At 62.3% G+C, this 24,820-nt stretch carries 24 protein-coding genes; 9 read left to right on the forward strand and 15 right to left on the reverse strand.

The window, feature by feature from the left end; all coding sequences use genetic code 11:
- The 11 genes from fabF to F4Z81_06960 all read right to left on the reverse strand — a co-directional run.
- Window positions 1–1,113: beta-ketoacyl-ACP synthase II (gene fabF, locus F4Z81_06910; protein ID MXW04784.1), on the reverse strand; the 1,113-nt coding region annotated here is incomplete at its 3' end.
- A gap of 91 nt (window positions 1,114–1,204) precedes the next feature.
- Complete coding sequence (acpP, locus tag F4Z81_06915; protein ID MXW04785.1) at window positions 1,205–1,435, reverse strand: acyl carrier protein; 231 nt, start codon at window positions 1,433–1,435, stop codon at window positions 1,205–1,207.
- 46 nt (window positions 1,436–1,481) lie between these two features.
- The gene (gene fabG, locus F4Z81_06920) at window positions 1,482–2,225 is read right to left on the reverse strand and encodes a 3-oxoacyl-[acyl-carrier-protein] reductase (protein MXW04786.1); all 744 of its coding nucleotides are present in this window, start codon (window positions 2,223–2,225) and stop codon (window positions 1,482–1,484) included.
- Window positions 2,226–2,276: 51 nt separating this feature from the next.
- Window positions 2,277–3,248 carry an ACP S-malonyltransferase gene (gene fabD / locus F4Z81_06925; protein MXW04787.1) on the reverse strand — a complete coding sequence of 324 codons (972 nt, stop codon included), beginning with the start codon at window positions 3,246–3,248 and terminating at the stop codon, window positions 2,277–2,279.
- 17 nt (window positions 3,249–3,265) lie between these two features.
- A complete protein-coding gene (locus tag F4Z81_06930; GenBank protein MXW04788.1) occupies window positions 3,266–3,448 on the reverse strand; it encodes a 50S ribosomal protein L32 in 183 nt (60 codons plus the stop codon).
- Between the two features lie 2 nt (window positions 3,449–3,450).
- Window positions 3,451–3,972, reverse strand: a complete 522-nt coding sequence (locus tag F4Z81_06935) for a DUF177 domain-containing protein (GenBank protein MXW04789.1) — start codon at window positions 3,970–3,972, stop codon at window positions 3,451–3,453.
- 147 nt (window positions 3,973–4,119) lie between these two features.
- Window positions 4,120–4,989, reverse strand: a complete 870-nt coding sequence (gene sucD / locus F4Z81_06940; protein ID MXW04790.1) for a succinate--CoA ligase subunit alpha — start codon at window positions 4,987–4,989, stop codon at window positions 4,120–4,122.
- Window positions 4,986–6,143 carry an ADP-forming succinate--CoA ligase subunit beta gene (sucC, locus tag F4Z81_06945; protein ID MXW04791.1) on the reverse strand — a complete coding sequence of 386 codons (1,158 nt, stop codon included), beginning with the start codon at window positions 6,141–6,143 and terminating at the stop codon, window positions 4,986–4,988. The genes sucD and sucC overlap by 4 nt, the downstream gene beginning before the upstream one ends.
- Before the next feature lie 76 nt (window positions 6,144–6,219).
- Window positions 6,220–7,758, reverse strand: a complete 1,539-nt coding sequence (xylB, locus tag F4Z81_06950; protein MXW04792.1) for a xylulokinase — start codon at window positions 7,756–7,758, stop codon at window positions 6,220–6,222.
- A gap of 94 nt (window positions 7,759–7,852) precedes the next feature.
- The gene (locus tag F4Z81_06955) at window positions 7,853–8,737 is read right to left on the reverse strand and encodes a sigma-70 family RNA polymerase sigma factor (protein ID MXW04793.1); all 885 of its coding nucleotides are present in this window, start codon (window positions 8,735–8,737) and stop codon (window positions 7,853–7,855) included.
- A 219-nt stretch (window positions 8,738–8,956) separates the two neighbouring features.
- Window positions 8,957–10,909 (reverse strand): peptide ABC transporter substrate-binding protein, encoded by a 1,953-nt coding sequence (locus F4Z81_06960; GenBank protein ID MXW04794.1) that lies wholly within the window; start codon window positions 10,907–10,909, stop codon window positions 8,957–8,959.
- Between F4Z81_06960 and F4Z81_06965 the strand changes: the two genes are divergently transcribed.
- A complete protein-coding gene (locus F4Z81_06965; protein MXW04795.1) occupies window positions 10,885–12,237 on the forward strand; it encodes an amino acid permease in 1,353 nt (450 codons plus the stop codon). The genes F4Z81_06960 and F4Z81_06965 overlap by 25 nt on opposite strands.
- Window positions 12,238–12,348: 111 nt before the next feature.
- Here the strand turns inward: F4Z81_06965 and F4Z81_06970 are convergent, their stop codons facing one another.
- Complete coding sequence (locus F4Z81_06970) at window positions 12,349–13,113, reverse strand: CPBP family intramembrane metalloprotease (GenBank protein MXW04796.1); 765 nt, start codon at window positions 13,111–13,113, stop codon at window positions 12,349–12,351.
- 208 nt (window positions 13,114–13,321) lie between these two features.
- Between F4Z81_06970 and moaA the strand changes: the two genes are divergently transcribed.
- The 5 genes from moaA (at window position 13,322) to ilvD (ending at window position 18,799) form a co-directional block, all read left to right on the forward strand.
- Window positions 13,322–14,314, forward strand: a complete 993-nt coding sequence (gene moaA / locus F4Z81_06975; protein ID MXW04797.1) for a GTP 3',8-cyclase MoaA — start codon at window positions 13,322–13,324, stop codon at window positions 14,312–14,314.
- A gap of 12 nt (window positions 14,315–14,326) precedes the next feature.
- On the forward strand, window positions 14,327–15,508 hold the full coding sequence (gene moeB / locus F4Z81_06980) for a molybdopterin-synthase adenylyltransferase MoeB (GenBank protein ID MXW04798.1): 1,182 nt from the start codon (window positions 14,327–14,329) through the stop codon (window positions 15,506–15,508).
- 197 nt (window positions 15,509–15,705) lie between these two features.
- Window positions 15,706–16,596: an NAD-binding protein gene (locus F4Z81_06985; protein MXW04799.1), complete on the forward strand. Its 891-nt coding sequence runs from the start codon at window positions 15,706–15,708 to the stop codon at window positions 16,594–16,596.
- Between the two features lie 23 nt (window positions 16,597–16,619).
- Window positions 16,620–17,093 carry a cytochrome c gene (locus F4Z81_06990; GenBank protein ID MXW04800.1) on the forward strand — a complete coding sequence of 158 codons (474 nt, stop codon included), beginning with the start codon at window positions 16,620–16,622 and terminating at the stop codon, window positions 17,091–17,093.
- Window positions 17,094–17,122: 29 nt separating this feature from the next.
- Window positions 17,123–18,799, forward strand: a complete 1,677-nt coding sequence (gene ilvD, locus F4Z81_06995) for a dihydroxy-acid dehydratase (protein MXW04801.1) — start codon at window positions 17,123–17,125, stop codon at window positions 18,797–18,799.
- Window positions 18,800–18,924: 125 nt separating this feature from the next.
- Here the strand turns inward: ilvD and rocF are convergent, their stop codons facing one another.
- The 3 genes from rocF to F4Z81_07010 all read right to left on the reverse strand — a co-directional run bounded on the left by rocF (window position 18,925) and on the right by F4Z81_07010 (window position 21,229).
- Complete coding sequence (gene rocF, locus F4Z81_07000; protein MXW04802.1) at window positions 18,925–19,833, reverse strand: arginase; 909 nt, start codon at window positions 19,831–19,833, stop codon at window positions 18,925–18,927.
- A 64-nt stretch (window positions 19,834–19,897) separates the two neighbouring features.
- On the reverse strand, window positions 19,898–20,326 hold the full coding sequence (locus F4Z81_07005; protein MXW04803.1) for a cupin domain-containing protein: 429 nt from the start codon (window positions 20,324–20,326) through the stop codon (window positions 19,898–19,900).
- Between the two features lie 75 nt (window positions 20,327–20,401).
- Complete coding sequence (locus F4Z81_07010; GenBank protein ID MXW04804.1) at window positions 20,402–21,229, reverse strand: phosphoenolpyruvate hydrolase family protein; 828 nt, start codon at window positions 21,227–21,229, stop codon at window positions 20,402–20,404.
- A 316-nt stretch (window positions 21,230–21,545) separates the two neighbouring features.
- On the opposite strand from F4Z81_07010, the gene F4Z81_07015 reads away from it, so the two are divergent.
- The 3 genes from F4Z81_07015 to F4Z81_07025 are packed head-to-tail and all read left to right on the forward strand — an operon-like array spanning window position 21,546 to window position 24,813.
- Complete coding sequence (locus F4Z81_07015) at window positions 21,546–23,534, forward strand: hypothetical protein (protein ID MXW04805.1); 1,989 nt, start codon at window positions 21,546–21,548, stop codon at window positions 23,532–23,534.
- Between the two features lie 30 nt (window positions 23,535–23,564).
- The gene (locus F4Z81_07020) at window positions 23,565–23,939 is read left to right on the forward strand and encodes a hypothetical protein (protein MXW04806.1); all 375 of its coding nucleotides are present in this window, start codon (window positions 23,565–23,567) and stop codon (window positions 23,937–23,939) included.
- Window positions 23,940–23,970: 31 nt separating this feature from the next.
- Complete coding sequence (locus tag F4Z81_07025; protein MXW04807.1) at window positions 23,971–24,813, forward strand: phytanoyl-CoA dioxygenase family protein; 843 nt, start codon at window positions 23,971–23,973, stop codon at window positions 24,811–24,813.
- The last annotated feature ends 7 nt before the right edge of the window (window positions 24,814–24,820 follow it).

Here is a 24,820-nt window from a genome sequence, read left to right on the forward strand (position 1 = left end):
GGGCTCCTCGTAGTTGATGGTAGGATGGACGTAATCGCGGGCGACGGACAGCGTAGTCGCGATGAACTCTACCCCTCCGGACGCGCCCAGGAGGTGGCCGACGAGCGATTTGGTGGAGCTGATCGCCAGGCTGTGTGCATGATCCCCGAAGACCTTTTTGATGGCCAGGGTTTCGATGCGGTCGTTGAATGGCGTGGACGTGCCATGGGCGTTGATGTAATCGATTTCGGCCACGGCCAGTCCGGCGTTCCGAAGCGCCAGGTGCATGGATCGCGCCGCGCCTTCACCCGATTCGTGGGGTTGGGTGATATGAAAGGCATCCGCCGTCGCGGCATAGCCCGCCAGTTCGGCGTAGATCGTCGCACCGCGCTGCTTCGCGTGAGCCAGGGTCTCGAGGACGACCATGCCGGCGCCTTCACCGAGCACGAATCCGTCCCGCTGGGCATCGAAGGGCCTGCTGGCCCGTTCCGGCTCGTCGTTTCGCAGGGAAAGGGCCCGCATGTTGCTGAACCCGGCCACGGCCATGGGGGAAATGCTGGCCTCCGTACCGCCGGTGACCATGACGTCCGCGTCCCCGTGCTGCAGGATCCGGAACGCGTCGCCGATGCCGTGCGCACCGCTTGAACAGGCCGATACCGTGGTGTAGTTGGGCCCTTTCAACCCATGAATCATCGAGATATGGCCGGGTGCCATGTCGGCGATCATCATGGGGATGAAAAAGGGACTCACGCGCCCGGGGCCCTTGTGTACCAGGTTGGTATGTTGGTTTTCGAAGGTCCAGATCCCGCCTACGCCCGTACCCATTACCACCCCGATGCGGTCCCGATCTTCGGCGTCGAGATCCAGCCCGGAGTCGTCGATCGCCATCTGCGCCGCAATCACGGCGTATTGGACGTTCTCGTCCATTCGCCGCACTTCTTTCCGGTCGATGTAGTCCGCCGCGTTGAAGTCCTTTAATTCGGCGGCGATTTTCGCCGGAAAGGCGCTTACATCGAATTTCGTAATGGGCCCTACGCCGCTCCGACCCGCGCAAAGGGCCTTCCAGTAGGTATCGAGCGTGAGACCCACGGGACTCAGGACGCCCATACCGGTGACGACAACGCGTTCAGCCACCCCGACGCCTCCCGAAATCAGCCAATCGAGTCACCCGACCTGCGTGGAAATCCCGGATTGCATGGAAATCCCGGCCGGACCTCGAAATGAATCAGCCGTCTAAATTGGACTGGAGATACTTGATCGCGTCGCCGACCGTGACGATCTTCTCGGCATCCTCATCGGGGATCTCGAGATCGAACTCTTCTTCGAGGGCCATGACAAGTTCGACCGTATCGAGCGAGTCGGCGCCCAGGTCGTCGGTGAACGAGGCATTGTCGGTGACCTGGTCACCGTCCACACCCAGTTGTTCGGCGATGATCTCCTTTACGCGGTCTTCCATCTTCTTTCCTCCTGTACAGATGATTGTAAAAAACCGTCAGCTTTCCTCACATGCCCATGCCGCCGTCGACGCGCATCACCTGGCCGGTTACGAAAGCGGCGTCGTCGGACGCCAGAAAGGCCGCGATGCCGGCGACGTCATCGGGTTGTCCGGCCCGAGACAGCGGTGTGGCATCCAGGAACGCGGACCGCACCGTCTCGGGAAGCGCTTCCGTCATGGCCGTTTCGATATACCCCGGGGCGATCGCGTTGACCGTGATGCCCCTGCTGCCCACCTCTTTCGCCACCGATTTGGTGAAACCGATGATCCCGGCCTTGGAAGCGGCGTAGTTGGCCTGGCCCGGGTTGCCCGTCAGCCCCACGATCGAGGTCATGTTGATGATCCTGCCGCTTCGCTGCCGCATCATCTGGCGGATCACGGCCTGCGTACAGGCGAACACGCCGCCCAGGTTCACGTGGATGACCTCGTCCCAGTCATCCTGTTTCATGCGCATCAGGAGCGTGTCCCTGACCGTCGCCGCGTTGTTGATCAGGACGTCGATGGACCCGTAGTCCTCGACCACGGTGTCGACCAGACTCTTCACGCTGTCCCGGTCATCGATACTCAGGGAAACGCCCCGGGCATCGCCGCCCTGGCGGTTCAGCGCGTCGGCGGCTTCCTGCGCCTTAGCCCCGTCGCGACTGGTCAGGACGATCCGTGCGCCTTCCGCTGCAAAACGTTCCGCGACGGCGGAACCGATTCCCTGCGCTCCGCCCGTTACGATGGTGACCTTGTCTTGTAAACCCCGCAAACCTGAAAGTACTCCGTGTGCGTGTGTCTTTATCTGTGAAACGAAACCGGGTTACCGCGATTCCAACCGATCTGCCACGGGACGGCCGATCGTTTCCGCCACGGCCGTGACGTCGGCGAGTTTGTCCGCGTTCAGAACGCCGATGCCGCGGTGCATCCGCTTCATCAGTCCCGTGAGCACGTTGCCCGGTCCTGCTTCCACCACGGTGTCCACCCCGTGATCGGCCAGCGTCTGCATCGATTCCGCCCAGCGCACGGGGCGGGTCAGCTGTTCGATCAGCAGGCGGCGGATTTCATCGGGCTCCGTCACGGCCCGGGCGGTCACGTTGGCCACCACCGGCGTTTCCGCGCGGGCAAAGGGGGCCTTTTCGATCGCCTCGGCAAGGCCGTGGCGTGCGTATTCCATGAGTTCGGAGTGGAAGGCGCCGCTGACCTTGAGCGGAACGACCCGCTTCGCACCCGCCGCACGAGCGCCGTCCATCGCTCGCTGCACGGCCGGCACCGCGCCCGCGATGACGGTCTGTACCGGTGCGTTGTAATTCGCCGGTTGAACGGGTTCGTCTTCCGCGCAGGCGGCCCGGCAGACTTCGTCGATCTCCCGTGGAGTAAGGCCGATCACGGCCGCCATGGTTCCCCGACGGCGCTGCCCGGCCTCGTGCATCAGTGCACTGCGCAGTCGGACCAGGTGCAGCGACTCCTCGAAATCGAGAACGCCGGCCGTCACCAGCGCCGAATACTCGCCCAGGCTGTGGCCGGCGACGAAATCCGGTTCGATCCCATACGCTTTCAGCAAGGATGCGACCGCCACGCTGTGCGCCAGGATGGCCAGTTGCGTGTAGTTCGTCTGCTTCAGGGTTTCGGCGGGGCCGTCGAAGGAGACGCCGGCGATATCGGCGCCGGTGATCTCGCAGGCCTGCTGGTAAAGCGATCGAACCTGCGGATACCGGTCGTGCAGGTCCCGGCCCATGCCGACGTACTGCGAGGCCTGGCCCGGAAACAAGAAGGCGATCCTGGCTTGGGTCATGGGTATCGGCGCCGAACCTAAATCGCTTCGACTTCCTGGACTTCCCTTCCCTGGTAGTGTCCGCAGTGGGGACAAACGCGGTGCGCGCGTTTCATCTCCCCGCAATGAGAGCATTCCACCAGCGTCGGCATCTGCAGCACCCAGTGCGTACGGCGCTTACGACTCCGTGCCCGAGATTGGCGTCGCTTGGGCAGGGCCATCTTTAATCCTCCTTCAATAACGTTTTCAAGGTGTGCCAGCGTGGGTCCATCTGCCGAGTTCCGCAACTGCAGGCGCTCTCGTTGAGGTTCCTGCCGCAATCGGGACAGAGGCCCTTGCATGCTTCGCTGCACAGGGGTTTCATGGGAATATTCAGGTTGACGAGTTCGGCGATGCGCCGACTGAGGTCGATCGTCTTCGCGCTGTAGTCCAGGATCTCCACGTCGTCCGATTCGGTCAGCTCCTCGCCATCGGGTATGGCCCGGTCGGTCTTCTCGTAGTAGGTCGCGATCTCTCCGCTGATATGTTCTTCGACCTCTTCGAGGCACCGGCCGCAGGAGAAAGTCATGGAGACCGCGATTTCGGCCTGCAGCACGAGCGAATTCTCGGAGACTGTCAGCGTGCCGTCCACCTTGATGGGTGAAGCGAAACGGCATTCCTCGTCCGGAATGAAATCGGCGGCGGGCGTGTCTTCCAGGTGGATGGGATGCAGACCTTCGGCCAGATGCTCGATCGCTATTTGCATATTGACGGCTTGTTCACAGGACTACGACCACGTTCCACTCGCGATTCAAACGCCACATTCCGGATGCGCCGGACTATACCCCAATCAGCCGGAAGCCACTAATAATAGGGAGGTTACCCCGGTCATGTCAAGAGGAAAATCCCCGGATCAGGCGAGTGCGGACCGGATCAAATCCACCACGTCGGCCGACCGGTCGGCTACTGGAATGCCCGCCTCGTTCAGCGCGCTCACTTTCTCCTCGGCGCCGCCCGTTCCCCCCGATATGATCGCTCCGGCGTGTCCCATGCGCTTGCCGGGAGGCGCGGTGCGGCCCGCGATGAAACCGACCACCGGCTTCTCCATGTGCTGCCGCACGAACTCGGCCGCCCGTTCCTCGTCGGAGCCGCCGATCTCGCCGATCATGACCACGGCGTGGGTATCCGGATCCGCTTCGAAGGCCTCGAGGGCGTCGATGAAACCCGTGCCGATGATCGGGTCGCCGCCGATGCCCAGGCAGGTTGACTGGCCGATGCCCGCGGACGTCAACTGGTGGACGATCTCGTAGGTCAGCGTTCCGCTGCGGGAGACCACGCCCACGTGTCCGGGCCGGTGTATATGGCCCGGCATGATGCCCACCTTGGTGACTCCGGGTGTGATGGCGCCGGGGCAGTTCGGTCCCAGGAGCCGTACGCCGGAGCCCTGCAGAACGGCGTAGACCCTGGCCATGTCCAGCGTGGGGATGCCTTCCGTGATGCAGATCACCAGGTCCATTTCGGCGACGATGGCCTCGTGGATCGCGTCGGCCGCGAAGGCGGGGCGGACGTAGATGATGGACGTGTTGGCGCCGGTCGCCGAGGCTGCTTCCTCGAGGGTATCGAAGACCGGGATGCCGTCCAGGTCCTGCTCGCCCTTCCCCGGTGTGACCCCGGCCACGACGTTCGTGCCGTAGGCCGCCATCTGGCGCGTGTGGAAGGAACCGTCCCTGCCGGTGATCCCCTGCACGACGACGCGGGTGTTTGCGTCAACCAGGATGCTCATTTCGCCCCCTTCCCGAGTGCTACGGCCTTCTGAACGGCTTCCGCCATGGTGTCGACGGCGACGAGTCCCACGGATTCGAGTATTTTCCGGCCCTCCGCTTCATTGGTCCCGGTGAGCCGGATGACGATGGGCAGTGTGAGCGGCCCGCCGGGCCCGGCGGCGATGCGGTCCAGGGCGGTCACGATACCATTGGCCACGTCGTCGCAGCGCGTGATCCCGCCGAATATGTTGAAAAGCACGGCCTTGACCCTGTCGTCGGACGTGATGATGTTCATGGCGGTGACGACCTTGTCCGGGTTCGAGCTGCCGCCGATATCGAGAAAGTTGGCGGGCATGCCGCCATAGAACTTCACCATGTCCATGGTCGCCATGGCCAGCCCGGCGCCGTTGACGATGCAACCGATGTCGCCGTCGAGCTTGACGAAGCTGAGGTCCGCGTCCCGTGCCTCGGCCTCGGTGGGCTCTTCGGATTCGGGATCGCGCATGTCCTCGATATCCTCGTGCCTGAACAGGGCGTTGTCGTCGATGTTCATCTTGCCGTCCAGCGCCCACAACTTGCCTTCCGGCGTGGTCACGAGGGGGTTGATCTCCGCCAGGGACGCGTCGCTTTCGATAAAGGCGTCGTAGAGCCGGGCGAGCATGCCGGCGGCCTGTTTGACCTGTGCGGGATCGGAATAGAGTTTGTAAGCCAGGGACCGGGCCTGGTACGGGAGCAGCCCGAGCAGGGGATCCACGGCCAGTTTGTGGATCTTCTCCGGCGTATCCCGTGCGACTTCCTCGATATCGACGCCGCCCGCCGCGCTGACCATGAAAACCGGCCGCCTGGTCTGCCGGTCGAGTATGATCCCGACGTAGGCTTCGTGCTCGATCTCCACCGCTTCGGCCACGAGGACCTGCCGGACCGTCAGCCCTTTGATGTCCATGCCCAGGATCCGGCCCGCGACCTCGAAGGCTTCATCGGGCGTCGAGGCCAGCTTCACGCCGCCCGCCTTGCCCCGTCCGCCCACGTGCACCTGGGCCTTGACCACCACTCTCGTGCCCAGTTCCTCCGCGATACGCCGGGCGTCTTCGGGCGTCCGGGCTACCTGTTCCGGAGGGATCGCCATCCCGTGCCGGGCGAATATCCCCTTTGCCTGGAATTCGTGTATGTTCAACTTCCGCTCCTTTGCTTTTCCACCATGCCGCCCAGGGCGTCGATGCCCGGTTTGAGGGACGCCGTCTCACCCGTCCTTACGTCTGCTTGCTCACCATGCCGCCCAGGGCGTCGAAGCCCGGTTTGAGGGACGGGTACATGGATTTGAAGATCCCGTAACACTCCTCGTAGCGTTCCGATGTCTCCGGGTCCGGTTCCGTCCGGGACACGACGTCGACCAGGTCGTCCGCGGCTTCCTCGACCGTGTCGTACACGCCTGTGCCGACCGCGGCCAGGATGGCGGCACCGAAGGCGGGACCTTCCTCGGCGTTCACGGTGACGACTTCCGCCCCGTAGACATCTGCCTGGATCTGCCGCCAGAGATCGCTCCGCGCGCCGCCGCCCGTGGAACGGACCTGACCGAGGGACAGTCCGAGTTCCCGCATGATTTCCATGGAATCCCGCAGGGCGAAGGTCACGCCTTCCATCACGGAGCGGATCATGTGGGGGCGGCCGTGCCGTCCCGTTATGCCGATGAACGCGCCCCGCGCGTTGGCGTCCTTGTGGGGGGTACGCTCGCCCATGAGGTAGGGGAGAAACACCAGGCCCTCGCTGCCCGCCGGCGCGCGGGCCGCCTGGGCCGTCAGCAGCTCATAGGGATCGGTGTCCAGCATCCGGGCCGCACTGACCTCGACTTCGCCCAGGGTATTGCGCAGCCACTGGAAGGCGCCCCCCGCGAAGAGCGTCACCCCCATGAGGTACCACTTGTCGGGGACGCTGTGACAGAAGGTATGGACGCGCAGTTCCGGGTCCACGCGGACGTCGTCGGTGTGGGCGAAGACCACGCCCGACGTACCCAGGCTGGCCAGGATCCGGCCGGACCGGACGATGCCGGCGCCCACGGCGCCGCAGGTGTTGTCGGCCCCTCCCCCGACGACGGGCGTGCCGGGCTTCAGTCCCATATCCGCGGCCACCTCTTCCGTCACGTGGCCGCAGACGTCGATGGATTCGAAGGTGGGCGGCAGGAATTCCGCCGGCAGGCCGATGGCGTCAAGCATGGCGCCGGACCATCTCCGCCGCCGTACGTCGAACAGCAGCGTGCCCGCGGCGTCGGAAACTTCCATGGCGAATTCGCCGGTCATGCGGAACCGGATGTAGTCCTTGGGCAGCAGGACCCTCCGGATGCGGTCGTATACCTGGGGTTCGTGGTCGCGGACCCAGACCAGCTTGGGCGCGGTGAAGCCTTCGAGGGCCGGATTGGACACCCAGTCCACCAGGTTCTCCTCGCCCGCCTGGTCCGTGATCCAGCGGCACTGATCGGACGTCCGCGTATCGCACCACAGGATGGAAGGCCGGAGCACCTCGTCCCGTTCATCCAGCAGGACCGAACTGTGCATTTGTCCCGACAGGCCGATCCCGGCGATGGATTCGGCTGCTACGCCGGCGGCGCCCATGGCTTCGCGCACCGTATTCGACGCGGCGCGCCACCAGTCCGCCGGATCCTGTTCGGCCCAGTTGGGACGGGGCGTGTGCAGGGGGATCTCCTCGAAGGCCCGGGCCGCCAGGCCGCCCCGTTCGTCGACAATGATCGTCTTGATGCCCGAGGTGCCGATGTCGATGCCGATCAGGTGTCTCATGGGTGGGTCGCTGCCTGTCTGTACCGTGCCATTCCGGCACAAAAAAACCTGCGCAAGACCGCAGGAACGAGATAATTGGGACTGGAAGCCGGATTCAACTCATGTAAGCGTGCAGCCGGACACTGCGGGACGTATGACGCAATCGCCGGATCGCCCGTTCCTTGATCTGGCGCACCCTTTCGCGGGTCAGGCCGAACTGCTTGCCGATTTCGTCCAGAGTCATCGGCTTTTCCCGGTTGATCCCGAAATAGGAACGGATCACGGCGGCTTCGCGGTCCGTCAGCGTATTGAGGGCCCAGACCACTTCTTCTTTGAGCGACTTCTCCATGACCGGCGTATCCGGCGACTCGATGGTCGTGTCTTCGATTACGTCGAGCAGGCGCCCCTCTTCTCCCGGTGAAAAAGGCGCGTCGAGCGAAAGGTGGGGACTGAACGTCCGCATGATGTCGACTACATCACGGTGGTCCAGCGACAACTTGCCCGCGATTTCGTGGGTCGTGGGCTCCCGGCCCAGTTCCTGCTTCAGGCCCCGTACGACCTTGTTGATCCGTCGCAGTTCCTCGGCCCGGTTCAACGGAAGGCGGAAGATCCGGGACTGTTCGGCCAGGGCCTGCATGATCGCCTGCCGCACCCACCAGACCGCGTAGGAAATGAATTTGAAACCCTTGTGCTCGTCGTAGCGCTGGGCGGCCTTGATCAGGCCGATGTTTCCCTCGTTGATCAGGTCGGACAGCGGAAGGCCCTGGTTCTGGTACTGCCTGGCCACGACGACGACGAACCGCAGGTTGGCCTGGATCAGCTTGTTGATGGCGCCGTTCACCCCATTGCGCGCGTCACGCGCCAGCGCCATTTCCTCTTCCAGGTTCAATACCGGTATGGTCCTGATTTCTTTCAGGTAGGTATCGAGCGACCGGTCATCACCGGAATTCCGTGATCCAACCCGGGAAATGTTGACTTCCGACTGGGCGGACTTGGGCATGAACGTTCTCCGGTACCGTGGGCAGACCGGTTGAAGACAGCCGGATGCTGTCCCGCCGAACTGTTTGTGGCAGCGGTTGTTGCGGATTCAGGTCGGTTAAAGGCGAACCGGTGCCCGCGTGATACTTCCGGTTCCTTGGAAACTTACAAAACTATAATAATGTCCCGGTTGGGGCGTCAAGGTATTTTAAGGCAAATTCCGCAGTCATGCAATCCCGGCTCAAAACACCCGTTTTTCTACGTTGTTACCGATATAGATATCCATCATGGTGGTCCGGTTACCCCAGAAGAGATCCTGACCCCAGGCATTCGGATCGAGTCCCTTGAACCAGGGTTTGCGCAGGTCCAGCACATGGGTGTGGTAGATGAATACGCCACCCACGTCCTCCACCAGGATGCGCTCCGCCTGCGCGTAATACGCCATGCGCTGATCGTGGTCCAGGGTTGTGCCGCCTGCCTGCAGCAACCGGTCGAACGCTTCGTTTTTCCAGTCGTGCCGCCCGTGGCCAACCGGCTGGGAATGCCAGACCTGAGACAGCATGTTGTCGGGATCGGGATAATCGTACTGGTAGGGGATCAGTCCGAAAGGGATGGTATACTGGTACATGTTGTCCATGTACAGACCGATCTCCTGGTTCCGGATCTCGACGCGCATGCCGAGGGTCTCATTCAGCATGCCCTGGATCGCCTGGGCGATGGACATCTGGGTCGCATCCGCCTGGCGCAGCCAGAATTCGATGGGTGGAAGTCCCCTTCCATCCGGATAGCCGGCTTCCGCGAGCAGTCGCCGGGCCTCGGGCGGATCGAACCGCTGTATGGCCTTGAGCGCGTCGCCCGTGTACCCGGGGAAGTTGGGCGGCAGCATGGTGTAGGCGGGGGTGCCGTGCCCCTGCAGGATGACCCTGCAGATGGTCTCCCGGTCGATGGCGTGGCTGACCGCCCTTCGGATCCGCACGTCGTCGAAGGGTGGCACGGCGGTCTGGAAGAAGAGGTACCAGGTCTGGAAGTGGGGATTGGAGGTCAATTCCCGAGTCAGTTCGGGACTGTTGTCGATCTCGCCCAGGTACTGGGCAAAGACGCCCTGGCGATCGACCTCGTTATTTTCGTAAGGCGTGATGCCGGGGTGGGTGCCGGCGATGATGAACTTCAGCTTGATTTGCTCGAGATAGCCCGGGTAGGGACCGTTGTAGTAAGGATTCAGCTCGTAGGAAATGTACCGGTCCGTGATCCATTCATCCAGCTTGTAACTGTAATTGGTGACCATATTCCCCGGCTCGGTCCAGCGGCGGCCGTGTTTCTCCACCTGCCACGGGGGTACGGGTGCCGCGGAATTGTAGGCCATGATGTGGGGAAGATAGGGACAGGGCGCTTCGGCTTCGATCTCGAGGGTCAGGTCGTCGATGGCGCGCACGCCCACCGAGTCCCGGTCAGTGATCTTGCCATGATTGAAGTCCCGCGCGTTCTTGATGTTGTAGAAGAGGAAGGCGAACACATTGCCTTCGTCCGGGTCCAGGAAGCGCTTGAAGGTATATTCGAAATCGTGGGCAGTCACTGCTCTGCCGTCGCTCCACCGGGCCCCCTCCCTGAGATGGAACGTCCAGGTCCGCCCGTCCTCGGACGGCTCCCACCGGTCGGCCGCACCGGCCCTGAGGACATCGTCCGCGTCAAACATGGTAAGGCGTTCGAATAAAAAGGGATCCGAGCCCTTGACACCGTAATTGTCCAGACTCACGTCCAGCGTCTTGGGCTCTTCGATGAAGTACATCAGGATCTGTTCGTGCAACGGGGCGGCGTCGGGCGGCAACTGCTTCCCCAGGCTGTTGATCACGGGACCGCTGGCGGTCTGAACCTGGGCGCTTTCGTCGCCGCCGCAGGCCGGCGCGCAGAAGAAAACGAGGAGGAGGGCACGGACCGCGAAGGCGTGGGAGGACATAGTACGTGCTTCCTTAGTATGGGGTTGTGCGTGTTTCCTGTAAAATGACCACCCTTTCATACCCGGGTCAATAGAAAAGCACAGGATGATCAGACCGGGTCTCTTGACACCGGGGATGCCGGAAGATAGGTTGGTGGCGACCCGACCCGACCCGCTCACCTGAGCCGTCCCGCTCACCCGAGTCGGCTCTTCAACCACGCCAGGCAGTCCCGACCATGTCCGAACCGCACGCAAAACCATCCCGCCCCACGCTGCGCAAGTCCCTGGGGCTATTCGACGGCATCACCATCCTGGTGGGCATCACCATCGGGGCCGGGATCTTCTCGGCGCCCCAGATCATCGCGGGTTTCACCGGGTCCTTCACGCCCATCCTCTGGCTCTGGATCGCGGGCGGTGCCTTCATTTTCCTGGGCGGCCTGGTCTACGCGGAACTGGGCAGCCGGATGCCGGACACGGGCGGCGAGTACATGTACATCAGCCGCGCTTTTGGTCCCTTTGCCGGGTTCATGTTCGGCTGGTCCCAGCTGTTCATCATCCGCACCAGTCCCCTCGCCGGCCTGGCCATCGTGACCGTCAACTATTTTACCTATTTCGTCGAGATGACGCACGTCGAACGCATCGCCGTCGCCCTGTTCATCATCCTGCTGCTGACCATCCTGAACTACGTGGGCGTACACCGGGCCGGTTTCTACCAGCGCCTGACCACGGTGCTCAAGGTCTCCGGCCTGATGCTCCTCGTCGTGCTTGGATTCACGCTGGATTACGGGGGCGAGAACCTGCTGGGCACCGCCGCGGCGCCGACCGGTACGCTGGGGCCCGTCGGCAATATCATCGCCGCCGCCTTCATGGTAGTCTTCGCCTACATGGGATTCGAACGGGTGGGCTACTCGGCGGGAGAGATGAAGGACCCCCGGCGCACCATACCCCTGACCATGTTCGTGGGGATCACCTCGATCGTCCTGATCTATGTCCTCGCGAATCTCCTCTATCACCAGACCCTGGGCATGGAAGGCGTCCGGTCGAGCAGCATCGTGGCCTCGGACACGGCCGTCCTGCTGCTGGGCCCTCTCGGCGCTGGGTTCATCGCCGTCACCGTCATGATCTCCACGACAGGCAGCATGAACGGGACCTTCATGACCGCCACACGGGTCTATTACGCCATGGCCCGGGATGGACTATTCTTCAAGTGGCTGGACTACATCCATCCCGTGTACCGCACGCCATCGCGGGCCATCATCGCCCATGCCGTGTGGGGAACGGTCATCCTGCTGTTCCGGGGAACCTTCGAGACCATCATGGCGGGGATGGTGTTCGCGGTGCTCATCTTCTTCGGGGCCAACACCCTGGCCCTGTTCAGGCTTCGCCGGATGGGCGTCGGCGCCGACGGCGGGTTCCGGGTGCCGCTTTACCCCTGGACGCCGGCCCTCTTCCTGGCGGGCATCGTCGTCCTCGTCCTGCTGCGCGCCACCTTCGAATGGTACAACTCCCTGATCGACCTCGCATTTATCGTTACCGGCCTGCCGTTCTGGTTGATCTGGCGCAAAACGAGGGGCCAGGCCCGGGCGTAAATGAGGTCCGGGCGTTAATCAGGTCCGGCCATCAACCGAAGCCGGATTAAGAGCGAACGCGCCTGCCTGCCGAATCCTGCGTGATCCTCAATAATCGATACTCGCCCATTCCTACCTGCCGATACGCCTCGATATGGCATCGAAAAAGTCTCCCAGATTGACCAGGCAGTGCGCGACAATACCGGGACGGACGCTTTGCGTGTGGATGGTGGTGTAGATGAGGGGCAGGATGCCCAGCGTGCGGACTGGAATCATCCATGGCGCGTCGAAATGGTAAATGGAGAAGAGCAAGCTGTGTGCGACGGGTTTCAGGCGCCCGAACTGACTGGGCATCCTTGGAAGCAGATATCCGCGAAAATAGAGTTCTTCGGTTATGGGAACAAGGATGCCGGTGAGTGTAATGTTCGCTAACAGCACAATCCCGGCGACTTCTGCATCACCGGTCGCCACGTATTTCGCGAAGAGGTTGACACCGACGAAAGCTTCAAGCCCATGGGTTACCGGCTCAAATGCCAGGAAAATAACCGAGGTCGGCACCAGGATCGCGGGAACCCAGATGAAATAGCGATTCCAGGAGACTGGACGGCTATATACGACGATGCCTTCGAGCGACCACCCCGGGTTGCGCCGCTTCCTGGCCAGGTAATAGAGGTAGCCCAGCTGCATGGGAATCAGCACGAATACATTGGAGAGTACGCCGATGAATAGTTCCGGAGGTAACGACGGGTTCCACAAAGTCGCAAATCCCAGCAAGGTCGCTGCAACGTTTGCGATGCCGGGAGCGAAATGGAGAAACAGACTCTTCCCCAGAGAATGAGGCTCAACCGCCGAATCGATCGGGTTTCCAGACAAACGACCCGATTCAGTTGCATTCATCCTTGAACTTCTCCTTTCTCGATCCCGTTACACTGGACGGTGTTTTCGCAATTGTACGCTCAGACAACTTGCAAAACCAGCCATTGAGATCCATCAGTTTTCCCTTTACTGAAATGCGTTCTGCGTGTATATTAAACCGTTCAAATCAAGTGTATTCAATCATTAAACAAAGTGTCAACCAGGCCTGCTGCAAGGTTACGAGAGTTTTATGAGCTACCAGCTGACGGACAGTTTCGGTCGAACGATCAACAACCTTCGGGTGTCGGTGACGGATCAGTGTAATTTCCGCTGCATCTATTGCATGCCCGAAGTGGGGATGATCTTCCAGCCACGGGAAGAGATCCTGACCTTCGAGGAAATCACGCGGTTTGTCGGGATCGTAACCGGGCTGGGCATCTCCAAGCTGAGATTGACCGGGGGTGAGCCGACCGTTCGCAAGGACCTGCCGGTACTGGTGCGCATGCTCGCGGAGATACCCGGCGTCCGGGACATGGCCATGACGACCAACGGCTTCCTGCTCAAGAAGATGTCCCGCGACCTGCGCGAGGCGGGACTCCCCAGGATCAACGTCAGCCTGGATACGCTGGACGAGGAGAAGTTCAAGGAAATGACCCGCCGCGACGTCCTGCACAAGGTACTCGACGGGCTGGAGGAGGCGACCCGTCATTTCCAGTTGCCGATCAAGATCAACGTGGTCGCCATGAAGGGGTACACCGAAGACGAACTGCTGGACTTTGCGAAACTGGCGCGTACCGGTCCCTACCAGGTTCGCTTCATCGAGTTCATGCCGCTGGACGCGGACCGTTCCTGGACGCGCGACCAGGTGCTGGACGGCGCCGAGATCATCGAACGGATCGGCGCGCGCTGGCCCCTGGACGCCGTGAAGCGGCCCGACCAGCGGGAGCCGGCCGACCTGTTCAGGTTCCGGGACGGCCAGGGCGAGATCGGACTCATCGCTTCGGTCAGCGAACCCTTCTGCGGCAGTTGCAACCGGATACGCATTACGGCGGACGGCAAGCTCAGGACCTGCCTGTTCTCCATCAATGAAACCGATATCAAGGCCCTGCTGCGGGGCGGCGCCTCGGACGCGGAGATCGCCGAGACGGTGATCGAGGCCGTGCAGAACAAGGAACCGGGGCATCACATCAACGAACCCGATTTCGTCCAGCCGGAACGGACCATGTCCTCCATCGGCGGATAGCAGGAGATCACTATGAGTCAGCGGATGTCATCTCAGGAACTCCTCGCCCAGGTCAAGGGCGAAGTGAATGAGATGTCCATGGAAGAACTCAAGGAAAAGCTGGACCGGAACGCCGACCTGGTCCTGATCGACGTGCGCGAGCAGGACGAAGTCGACCAGGGCGTCATCGTTGGGGCGACCCATATTCCGAGGGGATTTCTGGAGCTCAGGATTGAAAACACCGAGAGCGACCGGAACCGGGAAATCGTGCTGTACTGCGCGGGCGGCAACCGCTCGGCGCTGGCGGCGCAGTCGCTGGAAGCCATGGGATATACCAACGTCATCTCCATGCGGGAAGGATATACGGGATGGAGCGCTGCCGGTTTTCCCACGGTCCAGGAGCGGAACTTGAGCAAGGAAGAACGCCTTCGGTATTCCCGCCACCTGATCGTGCCCGAGATCGGGGAGAAGGGCCAGGTGAAGATCCTCGACGCCAGGGTGCTGCTGGTGGGATCGGGCGGATTGGGATCCCCGTCGGCCTATTACCTCGCGGCCGCCGGAGTGGGCACCATCGGGCTCGTCGACTTCGACGTGGTGGACGTGACGAACCTGCAGAGGCAGATCATCCACGGCACGTCCGACATCGGCCGTCCCAAGGTGGTGTCCGCCCAGGAGACGATCAACGACCTGAACCCCGATTGCAATGTGATCCTCCATGAAACCCGACTCATGGCCGACAACATCATGGAGATAATCAAGGACTACGACATCATCGTCGACGGCTGCGACAATTTCCCGACGCGGTACCTGGTGAACGACGCCTGCGTGCTGGCCGGCAAGCCGAACGTCCACGGCAGTATCTACCAGTTCGACGGTTACGCCACGGTGTTTCATCCGGACCGGGGACCCTGTTACCGCTGTCTCTATCCCGAACCGCCGCCGCCCGGCGCCGTACCCAGCTGCGACGAGGCCGGCGTACTCGGCGTCCTTCCCGGTACGGTGGGACTCATTCAGGCCACCGAGACCCTCAAGCTCATACTCGACCAGGGCGATCCGCTCATCGGCCGGATCCTGATGTACGACGCGCTGGACATGACCTTCCAGACCTTCAACGTCCAGAAGGATCCGTCCTGTCCCCTGTGCGGCGAGAATCCCACGATAACCGAGTTAATCGACTACGAAGCCTTCTGCGGCTTCGCGCCGGCCGCCGGTTGACGGTGAGCGGGTCGCGCAGCTTATCGGCCGCGTTGCTTCCTGTAAACTAGCCGCCCGGTTCGCTGTTACGCCGGAGTCGCCGGTTCGACCGAACGCAGGCGACGGCTGAACCGGCCGGTCCACCCAGGCAGGACGGGCATTCTGTGTTCGCGAATCCACATTCACTTCCAACCGGAAAACCATAAGGAATCCACACCATGGCGGAAAGAATCGGATTCATCGGCCTCGGCATCATGGGCGAGCCGATGTGTCGCAACCTCATGAAGGCGGGTTATGCCTGCACCGTGAATACCCGGACGAAATCGCGGGCCGAGAAGCTGCTGTCGGAAGGCGCTGTCTGGGCCGACAGCCCGGAAGAAACGGCCGTCAAGTCGGACGTGATCATCACGATCGTGACCGACACGCCGGATGTGGAGAAGGTGATCCTGGGTGAAAACGGGATCATCGAGGGCATCAGACCGGGTTCGGTTGTCATCGACATGAGCACCATCTCCCCCTCGGCCACGCAGGCCATGGCCGCGGCGCTCAGGGAGAAAGGCGCGGACATGCTCGACGCGCCGGTCAGCGGCGGAGACACCGGCGCGATCGCGGGGACCCTGTCCATCATGGTGGGCGGCAGGCAGGAGGTCTTCGACCGGTGCCTGCCCGTCTTCGAAGCCATGGGCAAGAGCATCAACCTGATCGGAGACCACGGGGCCGGACAGATGACCAAACTGTGCAACCAGGTGGCTGTCAGTGTAGCGAACCTGGCCATGGCGGAAGCGCTCATCCTGGCCGCCAAAGCAGGCCTGGACATGGAGAAGATGCTCGCCGCGATCAGCGGGGGCGCCGCGGGTTCCTGGCAGCTGTCCAACCTGGCGCCGCGCATCATAAAGCGGGACTTCGATCCGGGATTCATGGTGAAACTGCAGCAGAAGGACCTGCGGCTCGTGCTGGGCGCCGCCTCGGAACTCGGACTGGGACTGCCCGGCGCGAGCCTGGCCCACCAGTTGTTCAATGCCGTCGAGGCCGCGGGCGAGGGCGACGAAGGCACGCAGGCCCTGGTGAAATCCCTGGAACGCATGTCCGGGGTGGAAGTACACGGCTAGAAACGACCCCTTGAAGGAGATCGATGCGTTTCAGCGTCCTGGTGGTCCTCTTCGGCGTCGGCGCGGTCCTGATGGCGGTCGCCGTGGTCTTCATGTACGGGACGGACGGAGCTGGCGAACCCAGAACGCCGGTCGAGCACGGCAGAAGACTCTTCCGGCTGCAGGGCTGTGCAACGTGCCACGCCATCGGCGGAGGGATCTCACGGGGACCCGACCTGGCCGGGCTGATCCCCCGGCTTTCCGCCCGCCTGACCGACACGGCGTATCAGCATCACCTGGATTCGCTTCGGGTGGCCAGACCGGATGCGCATGCCTTTTTCGCGCCGCGGTACGAGCGTGTGCTGGGCACACAGGGCGAAGAGCGGATCAAGGCCTGGTTCGCGGAGCACCTGCGGAATCCCCGGTTCGATCACTTCACGGGACTGATGCCCGACTACGATCATTTGACGGAAGAACAGGTGGGTCGACTGACGGCCTACATATTGACTTTGCGGTAGCACAATCCTCGAAGAACGGAGACCGAAACATGACAGACGCTGGAAAGAGACACAGCAGGACGATCACCGACGGACCCTCGCGGGCCCCGGCCCGGGCCATGCTCAAGGCTTCGGGGTTCACCGACGCGGACCTGGCCCGGCCGATCATCGGGATCGCCAACACCTGGATCGAGATCGGTCCCTGCACCTACCACTTGCGTGACCTCGCCGAGTACGTGAAGGAAGGCGTCCGGGAGGCCGGCGGCACGCCCATGGAGTTTAACACCGTCTCTATCTCCGACGGGATCACCATGGGCAGCCAGGGCATGAAGGCTTCGCTGGTCAGCCGCGAGGTGATCGCCGATTCCATCGAGCTGGTCACGATCGGAAACATGTTCGACGGCCTGATCGCCCTTTCCGGCTGCGACAAGACGATACCAGGCACGGTCATGGCCCTCGGCCGGGTGAACGTGCCGTCCCTGATGCTCTACGGTGGCTCGATCATGCCGGGGAGCTTCCAGCAGCACGACGTCACGATCCAGGACGTGTTTGAGGCGGTGGGCGCCCACGCCTCGGGCAGGATGACCGACCTGGAGCTCAAGGACATGGAAGATCACGCCTGTCCGGGCGCCGGTGCCTGCGGCGGCCAGTTCACGGCCAACACCATGGCCATCGCCTTCGAGATGCTGGGGATCTCGCCCATCGGCAGCGCGAGCGTACCCGCCACCCACCCGGACAAGCCGGATGTGGGCCGCGAATGCGGACGACAGGTCATGGAACTGGTGCGAAGGAACCTCTGCCCGCGGGATATCATGACCCGGCAGGCCTTTGAAAACGCCATCGCCGCCGTGCTCACCACCGGAGGTTCCACCAACAGCGTGCTGCACCTGCTGGCCGTCGCCCAGGAGTCGGGCGTGGACCTGCAGATCGAGGATTTCGACCGGATCAGCGAGAAGACGCCGCTGCTCGCCGACCTGAAACCGGGCGGGCGGTTCGTCGCCAACGACCTGTTCGCCGCGGGCGGCAACCGGCTCGTGGCCAAGCGCATGCTGGAAGGCGGCATGCTCCACGAGGATGCAATCACCGTTTCGGGCCGGACCATCGCCGAGGAAGCCGCACAGGCGTCCGAGACGCCAGGCCAGGTGGTCGTCCGGGATCTTGGGGACCCGCTCAAGCCCACCGGCGGCTACGTGATCCTCAAGGGCAACCTTGCCCCCGAAGGCTGCGTCCTGAAGGTCGCGGGCCACGAGAAGACCCACCATCGCGGACCAGCACGGGTATTCGACTGCGAGGAAGACGCCATGGCGGAGGTGATGAACGGGGGGATACAGCCCAATGACGTGGTGGTCATCCGCTACGAGGGACCGAAGGGCGGACCGGGCATGCGGGAGATGCTGGCCGTCACCGGCGCCCTTGTCGGCCGGGGCCTGGGAGAATCGGTCGCGCTCATGACCGACGGCCGTTTTTCCGGGGCAACCCACGGCTTCATGGTTGGGCACGTCGCACCCGAAGCCGCGGTGCGCGGTCCCATCGCCGCATTGCACGACGGTGATATCGTGGTCTTTGACGTGGCGTCCCGACGCCTGGACGTGGAGTTGTCCGACGAGGCCATCGCCGAACGCCTTTCCGACTGGACCGAGCGGTCATCCCGTTTCGGCGACGGCGTCATGACCAAGTACGCCCGGCTCGTTTCTTCGGCGGCCACGGGGGCGGTAACGCGGGCCTGACCGACTACTGCACGCGCACGACGGCACTCGCCCGACAGCGATTGGCGCGTTTGTAGCCATCGGCTGAATGCGTCGCGAACAAGGGAGGGCCAGGCGGACTAGGCGGACTAAACGGGCAAGGCGGACTACAATATCCCGCGGCCGAGTGCGGACAGCAGGAGTTCCACGCCCAGTTCGGCCGTGGCATTGCCCATGTCGAGAATGGGATTCAGTTCGACCAGGTCCAGGGCGCGTAGCAGTCCGCTGTCGGCCACCGTCTCCATGAGCAGGTGGGCCTCCCGGTAGCTGAGTCCACCCTTGACCGGCGTACCCACGCCCGGCGCGATGCCGGGATCGCACACGTCGAGGTCGAAGGACACGTGCACGCCCGCCGTGCCGTCCCCCGCGAGCCCCAGCGCTTTCTGGGCTACCCGGGCCATCCCAAGCTGGTCCACATCTTTCATCGTGTAGACATGGATACCGGACTCGAGCACCAGGTTGCGTTCGGCGGGGTCGAGATTGCGTACGCCGACAAGTACGGTGTGCTCCGCTCCGACGGCTGGTCCGGCCGGACCGAAACCCGACAATTCGGCAGGTTCACCGCCCAGCAGTGCGGACAGCGCCATCCCGTGGACGTTGCCGCTCGCGCTGATGCCGGGGTTATTCATGTCCCCGTGGGCGTCCACCCAAAGCAGGCCGACGCGCTCGCCGTCGTCCCGGGCGCGCGTGGCCGTGGCCACCACCGAACCGGCGGCAAGACTGTGATCGCCGCCCAGGACGATGGGTACCGCGCCGTCGCGGTGCACGGCAAGCGCCGTATCGTACAGGTTGCGGCACACTTCCGCGATGTCTTCGATGTATTTTCTGGTGGGATCGCCCGGACTGCACAGTTCCCGGATGGGCGCGGTCAGATCGCCCCGGTCCGTCACCGTTCTCCCCAGGGCGGAGACCCGTTCGCCCACGCCGGCGATGCGCATGGCGGACGGCCCCATGTCGACGCCGCGGCGTCCCGCGCCGAGGTCGAGGGGCACTCCGATGATGTGGATAGGGTTCATCGTTCGAATCGCCTCGCCCGCTTGTTCAATATTGAACGTGTGATGATCGGACTACTGCCGGATTCTATTCTCGCACGGGCAGCTCGCCCGGCGGTGCGATGCGGCAACCGGGCAGGGTGCGGAGAAAGGCTTCCGGACCGGGCGGACAGTAGATGGCGATGATGCGCATGGGTTCCCATCCCGTGTTGATCGTTTCGTGGTACATGTCGGCGGGAATGTGGCACATCATGCCGGGTCCGACCTTCCGGCGTATCTCCTGCCCGTCTTCCTCCACCATCTGCTCGCCTTCCCCGGAAATGTAATAGAGGATCTCCTCCACGCCCGGGTGGTTGTGCCGTTCGTGCCCCTTGCCGGGCTCGAGCACGACCAGTCCCATGGTGAAGCGTTCGGTCTCTGTTACCCGGGGTTCGCTGAACCACTTGATGTTGCCCCAGTCGAACATCATGGTTTCCACGGCGTCCGGTTCTACAAATCGAAGGCCTGGTTCTGGCATGGCTGCCTCCTGAGTTAGCGCTCGGCGCGGTGCTTATACCCGCGCGACGAACTCTGTTTTCATCTGAGTCGTTTTTTATATGGCCAGTCCCTTGAAGTGGCGGACCTGTTCCGTCAGCGCCCGTTCCACGGGAAGGCGCTCGATGCTCGACGCCCCGAAGAAACCGACGACTCCGGTCGTGTTATTCAGCACGTATTCGGCGTCATCGGGTTCGGCGATCGGGCCGCCGTGGCACAATACGAGAATATCTTCCCTCACGCCGACGGCTGCGTCCCGGATGGCTTGGACCTTGACCGCGGCCTCTTCGAGCGTCATGGCCGTCTGGGCGCCGATCGTACCGCTGGTGGTCAGGCCCATGTGGGGCACGAGCACGTCCGCGCCGGCTTCGGCCATCTTCACCGCCTCCACCTCGTCGAAGACGTAGGGACAGGTGAGGAGTCCGGCCTGATGCGCCTCCGCGATCATCTCGACCTCCAGGTCGTAACCCATGTTCGTCTCTTCAAGGTTCTGCCGGAACAGCCCGTCGATCAGGCCGACCGTGGGGAAATTCTGCACACCCGAGAAGCCCTGGTCCTTGAGTTGTCGGACGAAGACGCTCATGATGCGGAAGGGATCCGTGCCGCAGACCCCCGCCAGCACGGGCGTGTCCTCCACGATGGTCAGGACCTCCTGTCCCATTTCCACCACCACCTGGTTGGCATCGCCGTAGGGCATCGTGCCGGAGAGCGAACCGCGCCCGGCCATGCGATAGCGCCCGGAGTTGTAGATGATGATGATGTCGGCGCCTCCGGCCTCCGCGCACTTGGCGGAGAGCCCCGTGCCGGCGCCCGTGCCGATGATCGGCTTGCCTTCGGATACCTGCGCCCGCAACCGCCGCAGGCATTCGTCATAGGGGATGGCCATGGTTTGCTCCGGGATATACAGGGTGATACGTGATGCGTGATGAGGTACTGTTGAAAACGTGGTTTTCGCGACTAAGAATCCGTTGGCTGTCGAACCCGTAGTATGATTCGAGTATAGGAATCCGGCGAACCAGCGTCAACGAAATTGGCGCGCGACAATGGCGTGCCGGAACAAGGGGCCGGCAATCTGATTGAATCGGCGCCGGCCGCACTGTATTTTCTTGGAAAGGAGCGCCGTCAGCGTTTCCTACCGCCCTACCGTACTGCCCTCCGAAGCAAAACCGGAGCAGGACCAGATACCCTGAGAGAGCCATCCCATGATCTGTACCGAACAACTGCGGATTACGCCAATACAGCACGGGGATGCCCATATCCTTCGATTCGAAGTCTGTGACCCGGAGCGTGGCTGGCGCACCGTTCTGTCCCACAGGGCCGTCAACAAGCACCGGCCCTGGGAAAAGGATGAGGGGACGTCAGTTGAAGACTTGGAAGTCGCGCCATCGAGTGGCGGATCCGCAGCGGTATTCACGGAAATCGCCGACCATGGTGCGAACGGGCTCATCCGTCGCGGCGAAATCGGCGAACACGGGATCGTGGAACGGATAACCGTCGAATCCGCCAACCGGCTCCGCGTCGAGGTACGCGATCGCCTCACACGTTCGGGCGTGCTCCTCGCACGGCTCATGAACCACTACTACTTCATGCCCGACGGCCGGGCGATGGGTTATGCCCTTCCTCTTGACTTCGCTTGGCTTCCGGGGCTGCACGACAACGAGGAACACGTGGCCGGCGAATGGTTCTTCCGGTCGCCCTGTGCAATCGTATTCGCCCACGGCGTCTATGCCGCCATCTTGCCCAATCTGGACCGCATGCAGGAGCACCCGGACCTGCCCCACGCCCTCGACCTGCGCGCCTGGCATCATCCCGGCAGTGGAGAGACTTACGGACTCCCCCGCATTTCCTATGGAATCTGCAGATGGAAACCGGACGGTCACGTGCTGACAGCCCGTGATGATGCCGCGCCGGTCAGCGGGACCGAGATCACCTATGGCTTTGATCTCCTGATCGGCACCGGCGAGGGTCCTGAATCGATCGTGGCCCAGGTCACGGAGTTGTTGTGGGACAAATACGGGTCGCGGTACTTGAAGGACATTCGGCCCCAGGTCATGCCCTTCGAGGAGTATGGAAAACGGTACACCTACAAGCATGAACTAAAACTATGGGCAAAGCCCGTATCTTGCGGTATTCGAAAAGGTTATGGCATCGACAACACCTTGCGCAGAGGAGTCAACTACCATGCCTGGGAGAATGACTTTCAGGCGGGCTTCGGACTCATGCATTACGGAAGGAAATGGGAGGACGACCATCTCTCTTCCATCGCCGAGGGGATGATCCATCTGCGGCTTTCTTCGCCCAGGCGAGACGGCGCTTTCCCCTGTGTATACAATGTAGATACAGCGTCCTGGGAAGGGGCCATGTACTGGACCTCGTGGCCCGCGCACCCGATTGATGGATACGACCTCCAGTCCATGGGCGTCACGGCCTGGTGGATGCTCTACTGGTATGAGCAATACCCCGATCTCGAACGCGGGTCAGAAGTACTGAACTGGATCATCGATTTCTGCCGGTTCCTGGTCGATGCCCAGCTCCCGTCCGGCGCCATCCCAACCTATTTCGACGCTCGGCTCAATCCCGCGCCACAACTGAAAGAAGACGCGCCGACGGCCATCGGCGGCGCGGTGCTGGCGAAGACCGCCCGGATCGTCGGAGATCCGGAAATGGAACGAGCCGCCGTGAAGGCCGGCGCGTTTATGAATCGGGAAATCGTACCGCGGATGAAGTTCCAGGATTTCGAACTCTTCTATTCCTGCGCGCCGAGACCCCTGTACTGGGTCGACCCGCTCAACGGGATCCCGCCGGTCAATACACTGGCCGTACAGTGGGCCGTCGACCACTTCCTGGCCCTGTACCAGCTGACGGAAGAGGGTCAGTGGCTGCGGCAGGGCGAGTACTGCCTGGGCCTGCTGTCCCTGTTTCAGCAGGTTTGGGCGCCGAACCGATTCGGCAAGGCCTATCTCTTTGGCGGTTTCGGCGTGATGAGCTGCGACGGGGAATGGAACGACGGGCGGCAATCCCGTATGGTACCCACCTACGCCGACTACTACTTGGCCACGGGCAAGATCGAATACCTCGAACGGGCCGTGGCCGCGTCCCGTTCCGCTTTCGCCGCCATGGACATGGAGGAGAACCACGCCAACGGCATCAACGACTACCGCGTCACCATGGCGGAACAGGTACAGGTGTAGCCGGGAATTGGGTTGTCCCCCGAAAGCCTCATGCACGGCGATCCCTGGGTGCATTCCGGTGAAGGCGGCGGCTGGACGGGCTTCAACTGGGGTCCCGGCGGCGGGCTCAGCGCCACGGCGTACCTTGAACGGCATTTCGGTAGTGTCTGGGTAGACGTCGCAGCGCAAAAAGTGGCAGCAATCGATGGTGTAACGGCGGAAGCGATAGGTTGGACCAACGGGCACATCGAATTGTTTGTAGGGAATGCATTACAACACCTGGCATCACCATATACCACTCTGCGTAAGATCGTAGTTAAGTTCGGCAACCTGGTTGAGGAAACTTACAGGATCAGGTTAAATGATCAGGACCTTGGCGTATTGACCAAAGAGACGCTGGAGCAGGGGCTGGAGATCGAGATCTGATGTAGATCCGATGACAGGAGGATAACAACCAGTGAAACTGTCGTCGTCGCAGCTCGAAGCATATCACCGGGATGGGTACGTCATTGTGGATTGTCCCTTTCCACAACTCCTCACCCTGAATTGTCTGCAAGCTCTGGACAAGGTAGCAGTCGACCCTGGGTCGATTACCGCGGACACCCGGCGGAATCATTTCCGGCTGGCCCCGCAGATTCCCGGTTCCTACTGGAGCGCGCTCGACCATTCCCTGCCTTTCCTGAAGATTATGCTCCATCCGGAAATCCTCGAAATGGCCAGGCATCTTGCCGGCGACGACGATGTATACCTTCGCAACGGCGGCATCAATGAACTGGCGCCTGACCACTCGTTCTGGTGGCACCGCGACAGCGAAATGGTCTACACCGAGTTCATGCACTACTTCTCGGGCGCTTCAGTCGCACAGGGCTGCCTCCGGGTCATTCCCGGCAGTCACATCGGGTCCGCCGACCGGTTCAAGGAGGAAGCGGAACGGCGGCGGCGGGAGCAGGGATTTCCCGAAGAATACTGGGTGGAAGGCCTTGCAGACGTGGAGTTGCCTGGAGAGATCCCGCTCGAGGTCAGATCGGATCAACTTATCGTACGTGATTCAAGGATCTACCACGCGACCGGGCTCAATACTTCGAAGGAAGGCAGGTCGATGAGTCACTGGCTGTTTCGCAACAGCGCCAGCGACGACCACCGGTTCCGTTTCGAGGATGTGCTTACCTCGGAACTGATTGAGGCGCTTTCACCTGAGCAGCAGGACGCGCTTTGGCTGGGCAGGGATTTCGAGATCGCTGAGGGATACCGGGAAGAACGGGAAAGGGAGAAGAGAAAGGTGATGTGGGGGGTGGTGTGAAAATAGA

It is taken from the genome of Gemmatimonadota bacterium, from assembly GCA_009835325.1.
Taxonomy (GTDB): Bacteria; JAAXHH01; JAAXHH01; order JAAXHH01; family JAAXHH01; genus JAAXHH01.

What these genes read in the sequence shown, in the direction of transcription:
- F4Z81_07015 (MXW04805.1), top strand. Translation starts at nt 21,546, where the DNA reads ATGATCTGTACCGAACAACTGCGGATTACGCCAATACAGCACGGGGAT.
- ilvD (MXW04801.1), top strand. Translation starts at nt 17,123, where the DNA reads ATGACAGACGCTGGAAAGAGACACAGCAGGACGATCACCGACGGACCC.
- F4Z81_06960 (MXW04794.1), bottom strand. Translation starts at nt 10,909, where the DNA reads ATGGTTTTGCGTGCGGTTCGGACATGGTCGGGACTGCCTGGCGTGGTT.
- F4Z81_06935 (MXW04789.1), bottom strand. Translation starts at nt 3,972, where the DNA reads ATGCAAATAGCGATCGAGCATCTGGCCGAAGGTCTGCATCCCATCCAC.
- F4Z81_06930 (MXW04788.1), bottom strand. Translation starts at nt 3,448, where the DNA reads ATGGCCCTGCCCAAGCGACGCCAATCTCGGGCACGGAGTCGTAAGCGC.
- F4Z81_06955 (MXW04793.1), bottom strand. Translation starts at nt 8,737, where the DNA reads ATGCCCAAGTCCGCCCAGTCGGAAGTCAACATTTCCCGGGTTGGATCA.
- F4Z81_07010 (MXW04804.1), bottom strand. Translation starts at nt 21,229, where the DNA reads ATGGCCATCCCCTATGACGAATGCCTGCGGCGGTTGCGGGCGCAGGTA.
- xylB (MXW04792.1), bottom strand. Translation starts at nt 7,758, where the DNA reads ATGAGACACCTGATCGGCATCGACATCGGCACCTCGGGCATCAAGACG.
- rocF (MXW04802.1), bottom strand. Translation starts at nt 19,833, where the DNA reads ATGAACCCTATCCACATCATCGGAGTGCCCCTCGACCTCGGCGCGGGA.
- F4Z81_06985 (MXW04799.1), top strand. Translation starts at nt 15,706, where the DNA reads ATGGCGGAAAGAATCGGATTCATCGGCCTCGGCATCATGGGCGAGCCG.
- F4Z81_06965 (MXW04795.1), top strand. Translation starts at nt 10,885, where the DNA reads ATGTCCGAACCGCACGCAAAACCATCCCGCCCCACGCTGCGCAAGTCC.
- F4Z81_06970 (MXW04796.1), bottom strand. Translation starts at nt 13,113, where the DNA reads ATGAATGCAACTGAATCGGGTCGTTTGTCTGGAAACCCGATCGATTCG.
- moeB (MXW04798.1), top strand. Translation starts at nt 14,327, where the DNA reads ATGAGTCAGCGGATGTCATCTCAGGAACTCCTCGCCCAGGTCAAGGGC.
- F4Z81_07005 (MXW04803.1), bottom strand. Translation starts at nt 20,326, where the DNA reads ATGCCAGAACCAGGCCTTCGATTTGTAGAACCGGACGCCGTGGAAACC.
- F4Z81_06990 (MXW04800.1), top strand. Translation starts at nt 16,620, where the DNA reads ATGCGTTTCAGCGTCCTGGTGGTCCTCTTCGGCGTCGGCGCGGTCCTG.
- sucD (MXW04790.1), bottom strand. Translation starts at nt 4,989, where the DNA reads ATGAGCATCCTGGTTGACGCAAACACCCGCGTCGTCGTGCAGGGGATC.
- moaA (MXW04797.1), top strand. Translation starts at nt 13,322, where the DNA reads ATGAGCTACCAGCTGACGGACAGTTTCGGTCGAACGATCAACAACCTT.
- fabD (MXW04787.1), bottom strand. Translation starts at nt 3,248, where the DNA reads ATGACCCAAGCCAGGATCGCCTTCTTGTTTCCGGGCCAGGCCTCGCAG.
- F4Z81_07020 (MXW04806.1), top strand. Translation starts at nt 23,565, where the DNA reads ATGCACGGCGATCCCTGGGTGCATTCCGGTGAAGGCGGCGGCTGGACG.
- acpP (MXW04785.1), bottom strand. Translation starts at nt 1,435, where the DNA reads ATGGAAGACCGCGTAAAGGAGATCATCGCCGAACAACTGGGTGTGGAC.